Source organism: Sphaerisporangium sp. NPDC051017, from assembly GCF_040683095.1.
Lineage (GTDB): Bacteria > Actinomycetota > Actinomycetes > Streptosporangiales > Streptosporangiaceae > Sphaerisporangium.
This window is the reverse complement of sequence record NZ_JBFBCI010000002.1, coordinates 269346-284757: the sequence shown is the minus strand read 5'-3', so window position 1 is coordinate 284757 and position 15412 is coordinate 269346. Positions and strand designations below refer to the sequence as shown.

The 15412-nt window shown below is 64.3% G+C and carries 8 protein-coding genes; 5 read left to right on the top strand and 3 right to left on the bottom strand.

Annotation, left to right across the window (positions count from 1 at the left end):
- Positions 1-24 precede the first annotated feature (24 nt).
- Complete coding sequence (locus tag AB0M95_RS03885; RefSeq protein WP_363759021.1) at positions 25-3339, bottom strand: FG-GAP-like repeat-containing protein; 3315 nt, start codon at positions 3337-3339, stop codon at positions 25-27.
- A gap of 625 nt (positions 3340-3964) precedes the next feature.
- Here AB0M95_RS03885 and AB0M95_RS03880 point away from each other — a divergent pair.
- From AB0M95_RS03880 to AB0M95_RS03870, 3 genes are all read left to right on the top strand, one after another.
- Positions 3965-5692: a DUF885 domain-containing protein gene (locus tag AB0M95_RS03880; protein ID WP_363759018.1), complete on the top strand. Its 1728-nt coding sequence runs from the start codon at positions 3965-3967 to the stop codon at positions 5690-5692.
- A gap of 441 nt (positions 5693-6133) precedes the next feature.
- A complete protein-coding gene (locus AB0M95_RS03875) occupies positions 6134-11371 on the top strand; it encodes a LamG-like jellyroll fold domain-containing protein (protein ID WP_363759015.1) in 5238 nt (1745 codons plus the stop codon).
- A 164-nt stretch (positions 11372-11535) separates the two neighbouring features.
- On the top strand, positions 11536-12393 hold the full coding sequence (locus AB0M95_RS03870) for a hypothetical protein (RefSeq protein WP_363759012.1): 858 nt from the start codon (positions 11536-11538) through the stop codon (positions 12391-12393).
- 935 nt (positions 12394-13328) lie between these two features.
- On the opposite strand, the gene AB0M95_RS03865 is transcribed toward AB0M95_RS03870, so the two are convergent.
- Both AB0M95_RS03865 and AB0M95_RS03860 read right to left on the bottom strand, forming a co-directional pair.
- Positions 13329-13772: an ATP-binding protein gene (locus AB0M95_RS03865; RefSeq protein ID WP_363759009.1), complete on the bottom strand. Its 444-nt coding sequence runs from the start codon at positions 13770-13772 to the stop codon at positions 13329-13331.
- The gene (locus AB0M95_RS03860; RefSeq protein WP_363759006.1) at positions 13772-13924 is read right to left on the bottom strand and encodes a hypothetical protein; all 153 of its coding nucleotides are present in this window, start codon (positions 13922-13924) and stop codon (positions 13772-13774) included. The genes AB0M95_RS03865 and AB0M95_RS03860 overlap by 1 nt, the downstream gene beginning before the upstream one ends.
- Positions 13925-14294: 370 nt before the next feature.
- Here AB0M95_RS03860 and AB0M95_RS03855 point away from each other — a divergent pair, with 370 nt between their 5' ends.
- A complete protein-coding gene (locus AB0M95_RS03855; protein ID WP_363759004.1) occupies positions 14295-15143 on the top strand; it encodes a helix-turn-helix transcriptional regulator in 849 nt (282 codons plus the stop codon).
- Positions 15143-15349, top strand: a complete 207-nt coding sequence (locus AB0M95_RS03850) for a DUF397 domain-containing protein (RefSeq protein WP_363759001.1) — start codon at positions 15143-15145, stop codon at positions 15347-15349. Before AB0M95_RS03855 ends, AB0M95_RS03850 begins: the two co-directional genes overlap by 1 nt.
- The last annotated feature ends 63 nt before the right edge of the window (positions 15350-15412 follow it).

Sequence of the window (15412 nt, the reverse complement as noted above, 5' to 3'; positions counted from 1 at the left end):
CGGTCGGGCCGCCGCGTCTGCGGTTTAGTGGGCGATGCGGTTGACCCAGAGCCGCATCTGACCGTTTGTCGGCTCGAGGGTCACGTAGTCGTCGTCACCGTCCTTGTCGGCGTCCATGAACCGGACCTTGTTGCCGTCGCCCGTGCCGGCCGCGACGAGGCCCAGGCTCTCCCAGCCACCGCCCCCGGCAACGTCGCCGCCGTTGTTGCGCCAGGCCAGCATCGCTCCCTGCGTGCCGAGGACGATGTAGTCGTCGTCCCCGTCACCGTCGATGTCCATGAAACGCACCGCTGAGCTGGGAGCGCCGGTGCCGGCCGCGACCCTTCCGAGGCCCTTCCAGCCGTGCCCGCCGGAGATGTCGCCGCCGTCGTTGAGCCAGACATCCAGCTCGCCGGCCGAGCCGAGGACCCCGTAGTCGGCCTTCCCGTCCTTGTCGAAGTCCAGGAAGGTGACCTTGGAACCGTCGCCTGTGCCGGCCGCGACCCTTCCGAGGCCCTTCCAGCCGTGCCCGCCGGGGATGTCGCCGCCGTCGTTGAGCCAGACATCCAGCTCGCCGGCCGGGCCGAGGACCCCGTAGTCGTCCTTCCCGTCCCCGTTGAAGTCCAGGAACCGGACCTTGGAACCGTCACCGGTGCCGGGCGCGACCCTTCCGAGGCTCTTCCAGCCGGCGCCTCCGTTACTGTCTCCACCATCGTTGAGCCAGACGTCCAGCTGGCCGGCGGACCCGAGGACCGCATAGTCCTCGTCACCGTCCCCGTCGAAGTCCATCAGCCGGACCGACGCGGCGGAAGCCGCACCTTGAGCGTGGATGCCGGTGCCTTGCCATTGGCTTATGTCGTTCAACGTGTACTTGGTCGTGTCGATGAGCGCCAGTCCGGTGCCGCTCGCTCCGCCGCCGCCCGCGATCTGACCCGTTCCTCCGGTCTCCGTCCCGGCCCCGCCGTCGATGACGCGGTTGACCCAGAGCCGCATCTGACCGTTTTCCGGCTCGAGGGTCACGTAGTCGTCGTCACCGTCCTTGTCGGCGTGCATGAACTGGACCTTGGAACCGTCGCCCGTCCCGACCGCGATGAGGCCGAGGTTCTCCCAGCCATGGCCCCCGGCACGGTCGCCGCCGTTGTTGCGCCATGCGATCAGAGCGCCCTGGGTCCCGAGGACGATGTAGTCATCGTCACCGTCGCCGTCGAGATCCATGAACCTGATGGCATCCCGAGGGCCGGCGCCCTTCGCGTCACGGCCCATATTCGTCCACCCGTGCCCGCCGGGGACATCGCCGCCGTCGTTGCGCCACAGGTCCATCTCTCCATTCGGGCCGAGGATGACATAGTCGTCGTCACCGTCGCCGTCGGCGTCCATGAACCGAATGTTGTCGCGTGTGGAGAGGCCGCCCAGCGCGACCTTTCCAAGGTTGGTCCACCCGTGCCCGCCGGCGACGTCGCCGCCGTCGTTGCGCCAGACGTTCAGCTCACCGTTGGGGCCGAGGATCCCGTAGTCGTCCTTCCCGTCCCCGTTGAAGTCAAGGAAACGGACGTTCGCCGGATCCGTGAGGCCGCCCAGCGCGACCTTGCCCAGGTTGGCAAAGCCCTTTCCTCCGTAGGTGTCACCGCCGTCGTTGCGCCAGACGGTCAGCTCGCCGTTGGGGCCGAGGATCCCGTAGTCGTCATCGCCGTCCCCGTCGAAGTCAAGGAAGCGGACCGACGCGGCGGGAGCCGCACCTAGAGCGTGGACCCCCCCGGTGCCGAGCCACCTGGCGACATCGTTGAGCGTGTAGTCCGCCGTGTTGATCGTGGCGAGCTGGCCGCCCAAGCCCTTGCCATCGCCCGGGGCGCCCAAGCCCCTGCCATCGTCCGGGGCGCCCCAGCTTCCGGTGTTCTCGTCACTGCCGGTCACCGTGACGCCGGGCAGCAGCCCTCGCTTGATACCGTCCGCGACGCCGTTGGAGAAGATCGCTGCCATCTGCTGATACGACGCATCGTTGGGGTGCACAAAGTCCGGCCACCCTTGCGTCGACACCCCGGCCATCTCCACCAGGACGATACGGTCGCCCTTCGACACCCGCGCTCCGACTTGCTGCCGGACCTGTGCGTTGTAGGAGTTCATACGAGCCTGAACCGCCGCATCGGTGCACGGGGTCAGCGTCGCGACGACCACGAACCCGGCCGGGTTCGCCGCCAGCACGCCATCGATCAAGCGCTGCAGCCGGTTGATCGCGTTGCCCGGGTCGACGTTGTGGATCATGTCGTTGGTACCCGCCATGAGCGTGACCACGTCCGGACGCATCACCGGAACGTCCCTGCCCGCAGGCCCGGCGATCTGATCGATGGTCCATCCCGGGTACCCGTTGTTCTCCCGGTCGGCCATGGTGCCGCTCGTCTGCGAGCCAACGAAGTCCACAGAGACCGAGCGCCGCTGGAGTGAGGCGGCCAGGTGGTCGCGATAGCCGTTCCCGTCCGGATCACCCATGCCGTAGGTGATCGAGTCTCCAAGGGGCATCACCCGCACCTGGGTACGCAGCCCACCCCAGTCCCTCATCGCTTCGTCGAGGAGTCCCTCCAGTGCCTCAAGCTCCTGGCCGAGATGATCCGCCTGCTCGGCGGCACTGGTTCCGAGCCAGGAGTCGACCCAGGGCACCTTGTTCCTGATCCAGGTACCGACGTCCTTGAAGGCCCTGGCGACATGGGTCTTCGCCCACGGGGAGAAATACTTCTCCCACAGGGCACCAATGGACAGTCCGACCAGCCCACCGATGATGATGTCCCTGATCGACTCCCTGGAGCCCAGGTCTCCGGCGAACCCGTGGTTCACGATCGCCGTCACGATGCCGGTGACGGCGCCTTGGAGGGGGGTGCAGACCAGCGGAATGGTCGCGGCGCCCACCCCGGTGGACGTCAAGCCCGCGATGCACAGCACCCTGAGCCCGTACCCCGCGGCGTAGCCGATCAGCGAGGCGGCGACCCCCGACCAGAAGCCGGCGGTGGTGATCTGCCCCCTCGGGATGGTGATGGCCAGGCCGGCGCCGCCCGAGGTCACGTCCACCGTGCCCTGGAAATTCGGCCACTCCGAGGTATTGACGTTGGTGCTCACATTGCTGTCCGCGAGCGTCTGCTTGACTGCGTTGCCGAGGCCGCCGTGGTCCCTGATATCCGCCTGCATCGCGGGAACGATGTTCCGCAGGTCGGCAGGATTCACGCCGATGTCCGAGGCGTTGAGGGTGAGGACGAGGTCCTCGCTGAGCCCTCGGTCGTCTGCCGCTGCCACCGGGGATATCAGGCCGACGAACACAGCCACCACGATGGACAGGACCAAGGCCACACGGCCGGTCGATCTTCGCGTGTTCACGCTTACCTCCGAATCGGGGAGGTGATCTTCTCCAACCCAGACGAGTGCGGAGTGAACGTTTCGTTAACTTCGATTCGCCAGTGGGTTTCGGTTGCTACTTTTCGCCTGTAATGTCCTCTGCTGTTGGAGGATGGACCGTCGCGTGACGCCGCGGGTGCGCCGGGTTCCACGGGCTCGGAGGTTGCGGGTTCTCCTCCTTCCTGGCCCTCGTCAGGACGTGAGCCGACTGTCAGCTAGCGGCCGGAAGCTGAGTGATCCTGTTCCAGCTGGTGGTGAACGCCGCCGCCCAGGGCCAGGTCCGCTCGACGCGCAGGATGCGACGGCGGGCGTGGCGGGACAGGCGGGCCGGAAGGTGATAGAGGCGCAGGCGCATCGTGTCCGGCTCGGTGTTTCGACGCGAAGACCATCATCGACACCCGGTCCGCCGAACACCAGGAGATCAGCCGACTGGCCGGCTACAAGAACTGACCTGTTCGGGGCGCCGCTGCGAGCGCGAAAGCGTGGTTTCCCTTCGAAGTCAACCGAATGCGGGGCGCTTCCCAGCCGAGGGCCGGACATTTCCTGAAACCGTCGTGTACAACCTCAGGAGACGACCTCGTGAACGATGTTGACCAGAGGAGAAAAGGTGGCGGACGACCAGCCCCCGGCCGAGACGGCCCTCGGACCCGACGAGCGGCTCGCGCGGCTCAGCGCGGAGTTCTTCCAGGTCAAGCACTCCGCCGACCCGTTCAGCGCCACGGTGCTCGGCGTCTCGGGCTTCGACGGCCTGGTGCCCGACGTCAGCCGGGAGGGCTCCGCCGCCGTCGCCGCGAAGCTGGGCGACCTGGAACGGCGGCTCGCGGAGATCGACCCGGCGGGCCTGAACCAGGCCGACCACGTCAACCACGCCGTGCTCGGCCGTCTCGCCTGGGCGATGCGGGCCGACCTGGAACACGCGCTGTGGGAGACGGGCGCGTCCGCGGACGGCTACTCGGCGCCGCAGTCGATGATGTTCATGGCGGTCCCGGCCACGTCCATCACCGACGCCGCCGGCGCCGAGGCGTACCTGGAGCGCCTGGCCGCCTTGCCGCCGTTCCTCGACGCGGTCCTCGACCGGCACCTGCACGCCAAGGTGGACGGGCGGATCCCGACCCGCGTCGGCGTCGGCCAGGCGATCGACCAGCTCACCGGGCACCTCGCGCTCCCGCTGGAGGACGACACCCTGCTCAGCCCCAAGCTGCCCGAGGGAATCGACGCCGGCCGGGTGCGGGCCCGTGCGGCCGAGATCGTCGCCGGGTCCGTACGGCCCGCGCTGCGCCGCCTGCTCGCCGGGCTGGAGGAGGAACTGCTGCCGGTGGCCCGTCCCGACGACCGGGTCGGTGTCCGGTTCGTCCCGGGCGGCGAGGAAGGCTACCGCGCGGCCGTGCGGCGGCACACCACCACCGGCCTCACGCCCGAGGAGATCCACCAGATCGGCCTTGACTGCCTCGCCGCCCTGCGGGACGAGTGGGCCGAGGTGGGCGGCCGGGCGCTCGGCACCGGCGACGTCGAGGAGATCCGCAAGCGGCTGCGCGAGGACCCCTCGCTGCGCTTCGGAAGCGCCACCGAGATCGTCGGCGCCGTCACCGACGCCCTGCGCCGCGCCGAGGTGGCCGGTAAGGACTGGTTCCCCGACTACGGCATCGCCGGCTGCGTCGTCGAGGAGATCAACCCGATCGAGGCGGGCAACGCCGCGCTCGCGTACTACCGCGGGCCCTCCGGCGACGGCTCGCGTCCCGGCGCCTTCTGCGTGCTCACCACCGACCCGGGCGAGCGGTTCGTGTACGAGTACGAGGCGCTGGCCTTCCACGAGAGCACGCCCGGCCACCACCTGCAGATCGCCTCCGCGCAGACGCTGACCGACCTGCCCGAGTACCGGCGCTTCCTGGACGTCGAGGTGTGCGGGTACGTCGAGGGCTGGGGCCTCTACAGCGAGCGACTGGCCGACGAGATGGGGCTCTACACCTCCGAGATCGCCCGGCTCGGCATGCTGTCGTTCGACGCGCTGCGCGCCTGCCGCCTGGTCGTCGACACCGGCATGCACCACTTCGGCTGGTCGCGGCAGAAGGCCATGGAGTTCATGTGGGACAACACCGCGACCACCCGGGCCAACGTCCGCAACGAGATCGACCGGTACATCTCCTGGCCGGGCCAGGCCCTGGCGTACATGATCGGCCGCCGCGAGATCCGCCGCCTGCGCGACCTCGCCGAAACCCGCCTCGGCCCCCGCTTCGACATCCGCGCCTTCCACGCCACCGTCCTCGGCAACGCCGCCGTCCCCCTCGACGTCCTCGACCAGATCGTCACCACCTGGATCGCCACGGTCCCGGCCTGACCGGACACCCCCGCCCCAAGCCCGCACAACCAGCACGGCACGACCAGCAAGGAGTTCAGGGCGGACGGGTGGTGACGGTCTTGGGCTCGGCGCGCTGGTCGCCGACTCCGCCACACGGACCGGCGGCACGACGGGCCTGTCAGCGTGTACGGGGTTTCCACGATAGTCCGCGCGCCAGATTTATGATAACAAATTGACTCTTTATCTCGGATTTATAACGACACTCGGCGATCATCTTGTTCTGCGTGATCACGCTAATCCATACTTTTAGGGGAGCACTTCAGGTGCGACCTGGTAGTCGGTGCGGCTCAAATGCATAACAGGGGCCTGGCTCTTCGGTAAGAGCCAGGCCCCTGTTATGTCCAGTCATCGCCTCGCTGCGAGCGGAATGGTTTGGTCGCCCCCGCCCGCGGCACTTCTTCGACGCGAGAAGGATACTGCATGCGCGTGAAACGTTCAGAGAGTTCATGGTTACCCAGAGCTAAAAAGACGAGGTTGCGCCGTGCGATCGCGGCGACGTCAGCGTCCGTTCTGATGGTCTCCCTTCTTACAGTGGGGGCAGGATCATCGGCCGTCGCCGACACGAAAGGCACCACCTCAAATCCGCCCCCCGCTCGCACGGAGTTCCCCCGGCCGCAAGACCCTGACGCGCCGCTGCGGGCCGCGATCGAGGATGCCAAGCGACAAAACCAGCCGATCGCGGTGACCGGGGTCTTCACCGAAACCTCGAGGACCTGGGCGTTCCCCGACGGACATCTGGTCACCGACAGCTATACCGGTCCCGCTCAGCTGAAACAGGCTGATGGGTCATGGGCGTGGATCGATACCTCCCTGACGGAACAGGATGGTGTGCTGCGGCCCAAGCTCGCCAAGGCTCAGGTGGATTTCTCCTCCGGAGGCGCTGGACGGCCGTTTGCCAAGCTGACCCGCGAGAACGGGCAGGAAGTGGCCCTGTCTTGGCCATCGGCGCTGCCCAAGCCGCGGATCGAGGGGAACAAGGCGGTCTACGTCGGAGCCGCTGGGCCCGCAGCAGACCTGGTTGTCACTGCGCTGGGTACCGGCTTTTCTCATGATGTGGTGCTGCGCGAGCGGCCCACGGAGCCGCTCGAGATCCGTATCCGGGTGCAGACCAAGGGCTTGGCGCTGGCCAAGACCAAGGCAGGTGGGCTGCAACTGACCGATAGGAAGGGCAAGACGGTTGCCGCCGCGGGCATGCCGTTCATGATGGCGGCCCCCAACGCCGGCCCTCGCGCGGGGCAGCACCGGTGGGGCAACATCGATACCAAGGTGGTCGCCGAGTCGGGCGGCGAACAAACGCTGGTGCTCAAGCCGGATCCGAAATTCCTGGCCGACGACAACACCACCTTCCCGGTCACGGTTGATCCCACGGTGGGGTTGACAGTCACAGCAGACGGATCGGTGGAAAGCAACAACGGCACCGGCAACACCACCGACGCGTACCTGTCTGTAGGGACCGCGCTCAAGGCGGTCCAAGTTCGCGTGTGCAGTGGCAGCGTATGTCGGTGGGAGACCCAGTACGCGCCTTACTACCGGCGCAGCTTCATCCAGTTCAACACCGCCCCCATCAGTGGCAAAGCCGTCATCTCCGCCTCGATGCAGCTGTACGGGAGCTGGACAGGCCGCTGCGACTCCTGGCCGCTGACCGTCTCCCGCGCCACCTCTTCGTGGGGCTTCTCACTGAACTGGGCCAATCAGCCCGCCACCACTTCCGCCGGCGCCTCGACGATCTCCCCCGCCTGCGGGACAAGCTGGTCGACCTGGGATCTCACCTCGATGGCCAAGGCATGGGCCTCGGGGACCGCCAACTACGGGGTGGGATTGCAAACAACTGAGCCGTCTTGGCAGATGTATCCCGACGACCCGAATTATCCCGGCCCGCAGTATTGGAGATTCAACTCCGCCGACAACGGCTCCTCTCCGCCCAGACTGAGCGTCTCCTACCTGCTGCCGCCTGAGATTCCCACGATGACCGCCGAGTCGATCGACTCTCTGGTGGGTAACGACGCCATCTCCCGCTCGGCCACGGTCAAGACCAGCTACAAGTCCCGCTCAGTGGATGGCAAGAACATCGACTACACCGTCACGCTGACCGATTCCACCACGGAGATCCAAGCGCCCCCCGAGCCCACGCCCACGCCCACCCCCACGAGCACCATCACGCCCTCAGCAACGCCCTCGGTCACCGCATCACCAACCCCCACACCGATCGCAGGGCTGGTCGCCGCCTACGGGATGGACCAGGGCTCCGGCTCGACCGTGACCGACGACTCGGTCGAGCACAACAACGGCACCACCCGGGATGCCACTTGGGTGGACGGCAAGTACGGTAAGGCACTGTCGTTCAACGGTTCGTCCAGCTGGGTGACCATCCCCCACGCCGCGTCCCTCCGGCTGACAAACCGCATGACGCTATCGGCCTGGGTCAAGCCGAGCACGATCAGCGGCTGGCGTACCGCGATGATGAAGGACCATGCGGGCGGCTCCGCCTATGGCCTGTACGCCTCCAACGGCACCGTTCCCACCGCCTGGATGCTGAAATCAGACGCCACCAGTCACTACCAGCTCAACGGCACAGCCGGTCTCGCCCCCGGCACATGGACGCACCTGGCGGCTACCTATGACGGCAGCATGGCGCGGCTGTACGTCAATGCCACCAAGGTCAGCGAACTGGCCATCGGCGGCGGCTTGATCGACGACGGCGGCGCGTTGCACATCGGCGGCAACACCAAGTGGGGCGAGTACTTCAGCGGCGTCATCGATGAGGTACGAGTCTACAACCTGACTCAAAGCGCGGCGCAGATCCAAGCCGACATGAATGCCCAGGTCGCCCCACCGATCCCAGGAAACCCTCCCTCAGCGCCCGGCGCACTAACCGCCAACCCAGGCGAAGGCAAGATTGCCCTGGCTTGGCAGGCCGCCACCGACGACTACGGCATCAGCGGCTACGAAATCCACCGCTCCAAGCAAGCGGATTTCACGCCGTCGAACACCACAAAACTCGCCACGGTGACAGGACTGTCCTACACCAATACCGACCTGCCCGGCACCGGCACCTACTACTACCGGGTGATCGCCCTGGACAACACAGGGCAGCCCGGTGCGCCTACCAACCGCGCGGCGGCCAGCCTCAAAACCCTGACCATCCGCATCAGCAACATCGCCTCCAATCAGGCGGTCGACAAAGCCTATGAACTCGGCAGCCCGGAGACCTTCAAACTCAAGATCAAGGCCTGCCTCACCGGCTACCCCGACCTGTGCAACGAATCGCCCTACTACCGCATCACCACTGACGCCCCCTTCCTGCCTACCGACACCGAAACCGGCATGGTCGACCCCGCCCAGCCGATCCTCTCGGGCATGGTCTCCCGCCCCTCGGGAGGACCGGTCACCGCCAAGTACCACCTCTACGACAGCGGAGGTGTCCCGGTCATCTCAAGCCCTCTGGGTACGCGCTTGGTCAACGGCGGTGAGCGGGCCTCATTCCAGCTGGCGCCGGATACCGTGCGGCCGGGGAGCACCTACACCTGGCAGATGCAGGCCTGCGTCGAAGAGATCTGCACGGCCAAGACCAGCCCAATCAGCTTCACCACCCCTGGGACACCACCACCAGATCCGGTCGAGCACGTACGCCATCTAACCTTGAGTAAAGACCATTTCGTCATCAAGAACGTCAAGACCGACCCCGCCGCCTGTGACGGTGGCCCCTGTACAGCAACTGACTCGGCCACGATGCAGATCGGCGGCACCGGTGCCGACAAGACCGTGTCGGTGGTCGGATTCAGATTCGACGAACTCCCCGACGGCGCAGGAGTGTCCGAAGGCATCCTGAAACTCGGCAGCCCAACCTGCCCGGCAGGACCTTGCCCGCCGGATGCCGTCATCACGGCGACTGCCCTCAAGAGCCCGGTCACCAACGAGACCAAAGGCTCCGACCTGACAGGTGACTCTGACACAAGCACCAGCCCGTATTCGCTGCCGTTGAGCGGCCCGCAAGCCGACATAGCCGGCAGTGTGTACCAGTGGCTAGTGCTCACCTCGAACAAGGACGAAGTCATCACCTTCGCCGACGCGTCCGCGGCTGGGCAGCCGTCCTTGGCACTCACCTACCTGCCTCCGGGACCGCCAAGCAAGGTGCTCAACCTGACCGTCTCGGGCGGACACGCCAGTGCCCTGGCCAGTTGGGGTCTACCGGAGTCCAACGGCAGTGCGGCCATGTTGGACGGCTACGACGTCGAGGTCACCGACAACGGCGGCATCGTGGTCAAGACGCTGGAGGTCAAGGACCCGTACGCGGCCATCTCTGGTTTGGCCAACGATGTCACCTACACAGTGAAGGTGCGCGCCAAGACCGCCTTCGGGGTCAGCGATTGGGAAGCCACCACGGCCACCACCAAGGCAGTCCCGTCACCACCCCTTACCGGCGGCACCACGTGCCTCCTCGAACTCCCATCCGGCACGCATACCGTCACGGCGCCAGCCGAGACTGACGACCAGATCTACATCGACCGCGTCAAGGCCTACTATCAAGCCCAGGACGCCGTCCTGGAAGGTCATGCCGTCACCATCTGGGATGCCCCCGGGGTTACCCCTGACGCGCCAAGCACGGCAAAGCTCTCACTCCTGAACGCAGCTTTGGTCGAGGAACGCGCTGCGCTGGCGCATGGGGGTATTACACGCACGAATTCACAGGTACAGGTCAGCAATGCTGTAGTACAGGCCATGCCGGACGGTATGGTGCATGTCACGGCCGAAATCAACCGCACGTGGAATGAAGAAACTACTTCCACGGCCAGGACAGGCGACAGTGCCACCTCGGAGATACCTGGACAGGTGGAGCCCACCGAATCTACCATCTCCATCTTCGTATTTGACCGCTGCGGCAACATTACCGTTATTCAGGTCGTGAATGATGCAGAGGAGGACTCCACCGACTTCATCGAAACTGATGGAGACGCCTTCCTTGCGCAAAAATTACGTTCACCGAATGATAGCGCGGCTGCTTCATCATCTAGAGCGACAGCGCTAGCGGGGAAATACTGCAAAAAGGTCGCGGACTGGCGTGGTGCGTATGCCAAGAAAACTGATGGGCGCTTCGCGAAGGGGCTGCTGCTCGAGGTTATTGGCATTTCGAAATGGGATCAGTGTCCTTCCTACGATGACACCACCTGGAACGTCAATAAGTTTGGGGCAGTTGCTACCCTCTATACTAGTCCTTCGTTCCGAAAGCCGAAGGGCACAAACACGAAGAAGGTAAACGCTTACATTCTGAACAACTCGAATCTTGATGTGAAAAGCACGGGTTGTTTCAGGGTCCATGTCACTACCTATCAAATTGCTGTTCAGGGGAACGCCGGCATACCTCAAGGTGGTGAGGTGGGGGGTGGTTTGACGTTCGGCCGAACAGCCTCCAAAGACTGTCCAGGAGAGTACAGCCTTTCCGGTGATAAGGGTGGCTCCAACGAGAAGATCGCCTTCAGGTCCGGCTTCTGGGGGCCTGAGGACGCACTGATAGCGACGTGCTGGATGAGCACTGGCAATACGTGCTCCATAACTCAATATCAACAACGAACCGTCGGATCATTCACTTGGAGCGAAAGGAAAGGCCTAAAATCCTCTAGGCAGATTCCTGCAACCTCTGACTGGCAGGAACGCCCCTAAGATTTCGGTGGCCGCGAGCTGAAGGCTAAGTCCTTCGGCTCGCGGCTGACCTGATGTCTACCATGTCTGTCCCGCCGCCACTGGCGGAGCAGATACTAATTCTGTCATACGTCCAAAGTGGAAAGACTCAAAATAGCGCCTGTGATCACACTGGAAGGATAGATATGCGAACCGGTCGATTGACACGTTTCCTGCTGCCTGTATTCCTTTTCGCTACTGGCTGCAGCCAGAATACGCCCGTCAATGGCCCTGCTGGTGCGACAACTGAACTCGTAACACGAGACCATCTTGAGACTGTTGTTAAGCTGGCTGTAGCGGTAACAAACCCAGCCGATCGTTTAGCTGTTACCGGCAGTCGACTCGATGAAACCAGGGATGGATACGAGTTTCAGCCTACATCCCTCTCTTTTCCTGCTTTCCATGAACAATTTATCTCCTGGCGCGTCCCCTATGCCGTCAGACTGGACAAAACTGGTCACGTGCAAGAGGTCCGACAAATGCCAGAAAACAGAACTTCCGTGGCTGTCAGAGAATTCAGCAAGGGGCAAAATGGGGACGGAAGTGATTGGATTCTGAAGGGACTTGGGGCCGGGGTTAGAATGACCGTGCTGATTCAATTCAAAAACCCAGTCAAAGAGTCGAAATTAGATCTATTGGGTCCGGTTGAAAACGCGTCACCTGTTTTTCTCTCGGGTGCGAGGCGTGCAAGTGATCCGATCTACTGGTCCGGCGATGAGGGCTGCTTCAACTCGTCACTGCAGTCCGGTTGTGCTGGATATTCTTCCGTGGCGCAATTTAGAAGCTGGGTGTCTCAGTTGCGGCCTGAGGACGACGTGACCTTGAGTGGCTTCGGCCTCTCGGTGGCGGAGCTGCGTCAAGTCGCAGCGGCCGGGTTGATCTATGGAACCATCGTCGATGGCGGGTCACCTGCCGTCATTCGAGAGTTGAAGAAACATCCCAACGTATCGGGGATGTGGATTGTCGATATGAGACCTTGTCCGCCCGAAGATGAATGTCCTTGAGATACGCTCATTCAATCCGTCATAGTCAGCCATGCCGACCTGGCGCAAGTCATAACCTCAATGCGCCAGTACGGATCTCATAGATGGAAATCCGGGTCCGATGAGTAGCTTCGGCCTGCCACGGTCGGAGTGTACAGACCCCGCTTCGCTGGTCTGTATTACAAGGATTGCATTGACGATCTAGGGCTTATCCAAAAGCCCGCTCCGGCTTAACTGGGGACCAACACGCCGAACCGCACGAGTGACATCTCTGCGCGTGTAATCCACATCTCATTCACATCGGCGGATGTCCGTGTTGTCCATAGAAATACAAGCGGCCCCTGCGCAAAATTTCGATGCCACCAAGCAATCGAGAATTCGCGGAGGGACCGTTGCGTTACGCGGCTCTCACAGGCTTGACGATCGGACAGCTTCTGACACTCACCGCGCGCGTGCGGCGAAGATCGGCGACGTGGCCCGACCCGGCGGGTGACCGTCTGTGCTCGACCTGGCAGATTCAGTGCCGTGGTCGTCCACCTGATGCGCCGCAACCCTGTACAAGACGCCGCGGGAGCGATCTTCCACCCGACTACCCACACGCCGACCCCCACGAAGGGGCGGTGTTCCTCCTGACAGCGCGGCGAGCGCGGCGATGTACGGCTCGACGATCGCCGCGCTCGTCCCACTGGAATCACGCTGGAGGAGTCCGCCTACCTGTTCGGAGCCATCCCTGGACCCCCTGTCCAGAGCATCCCCACGGTGGTGAGCAGGACCCATCGTCCATGACTCCGCAGGTTGGCCGCAGTCGGCGGATCGCTGTCCCCGAACGAGGCACCCCGCTGTTCCTCGCCACCAACTCCGCCGTACTTGGCGTGGCCCGCGACTGACCGGCCCGGTGTCTGATTCGGCCGTACAGGTGGTCGATCAGACACCTTCGGTCGAGTAGAGGGGCGGCGTCACTCACCGGAGCGATCGATAGTCCGCCGTGCTTCCGAGGATGGGTTCCAGGTGTTGCCGAGTTCGAACCATGTCGTGGTGCTCGCCCTGGAGTCGCGGGTGAATCCCCATCGCGTCGCCATGACGTCGACGAGCTTCATGCCGCGCCCTGATTCCAGGAGCATTCCTCTTGAACACAGGCAGGGGACGGTCTCGCCGCCACCGTCGGCCACTTCGACACGCAGGGCGCCGTCGACGTCGAGCACGGCGACGGTCACCGAGCCCCCTCGCCCGCTGGCACTGTGGCGGATGCTGTTTCCGATCAGTTCGCTGAGGAGAAGCCTGCCGGCCTCGATGTCCTGGTGGTCCGCACCGAGAAGTTTCACTAGGAAGCGGCGGGCTTCTGCAATGTTCTGCGCAGAGCCGGGGACGGTCAGCGCTCCGATGACGATGGGGGAGTTCATCACGCCACCGCCTGCGCGATCGTCTCTACGGTAGTGGACTGCCGCTCGGCCGGTACGTCCATCTCCGGACCCCAGACGAAAAACCACTGGTCACCCCGTTCGATGGCCAGAACGGCTACCTTGTGCCCGTCGCCGCGCTCCAGGTAGAGCACCGGTTCGCTCTGGCGTCGGACGACGAGTATGGCCGTGCGGTCAGCCCGGTGCAGGCCCCATGCAAGCCATGCCGGCAGGGTGTACCGCACCTCGGAGGACCGCTTCGGGCCGCTCTGGATTCGGGCTGGGCTGTGCGCCCGCCGTCGTAGTACATCGCAATGAGATGACCTTCTCCTCGTTCGACGTCGGGGAAGGCCGATCGCATATCGGACCCATGGCTGTGCTCGCTTCCGGAGATCCGGCCTTCAGGGGTAACGATCTGTGGAACCATGCGATACGCAGTGTGACGCACTGGTGCCTGTGTTGCAAGCCATGTAACTTGCAGGCCCTGTAAGTCGGCTAGATATCACCCATTTGGAGCGGAATGTCATGGCGGATCACATCCCCACTGTCAGGCAGCGGCGTCTCGCCCAGTCCCTGCGAGAGCTACGCCTGAAAGCCGGCCTCACGCAGGAGCAGGTCGCCGCCGAGATGGGCTGGCACTCCAGTAAGTTGTTCCGGCTGGAGAACGCGCGAAGTCCGCGCGTCGACTGGGTCGACGTTAAAGAGCTACTCGACCTGTACGGCGTGGCGAGCCCGCAGCGCGATGCGCTCATCCAACTCGCCCGAGATGCCCGGCGCCGAGGCTGGTGGACTCCCTACAGTGACGTGTTCACCGGGTCCTTCGTCGCTTTGGAAGACGCCGCATCCCTGCTACGCGTATACCAATCTGAGCTGGTACCAGGGCTGCTCCAAACCAGCGAGTACGCTCGCGCGGTCATCACCGCTGTCCGGCCAGGATTGCCCCCTGAAGAGACCGAGCGTCGCGTCGAAGCCCGCATGGCACGCCAACTCGCCGTCCTCGATCGTGACCACAGTCCGCAGCTCGTCTGTCTCCTCAACGAGGCCGTGGTACGGCGGCCGGTCGGTGGACCCTCGACCATGCGGGCCCAATTGCGACGGCTTACCGAGATCGATGGCCGACCGGATGTCGCCATCCGGATCATTCCGTTCGGTGCTGGGGCGCACGCGGCGATCGAGGGTCCGTTCGTCCTGTTCCAATTCCCTGAAGAGCACGCCCCTGACGTCGCCTACGTTGAGGGAGCCATGGGCGACCTCTATTTGGAGAGTGTCGAGGAAGTCCAGCGCTATACGCTCTTGTTCGAGCGCATCTGTGAACTCGCGCTGGACGTCGAGGAGACCGCGAAGGTGATCGCGGCAGCGGCTGAGGAGTTGTAGTGCCCGACCAGTTCGACCTTGTTGGCGTGTCCTGGTGGAAGAGCAGCTTCAGCGGTGGTGGAAACGACTGCGTGGAGATCGCGAAGATCGACGACACCATTGCGCTCAGGGATTCCAAGAGGCCTGGAGGCCCCATCCTCCGGTTCGGTCGTAGCGAATGGAAGGCCTTCCTGGACCACCTGAGAACCGACGGCCTCGCGCCTTAGCCGTTCGGTGGCGCGGCGGCTTCACTCTGGGCCGCGTGGTGCGCATGGCTGTGCGGACGTCGT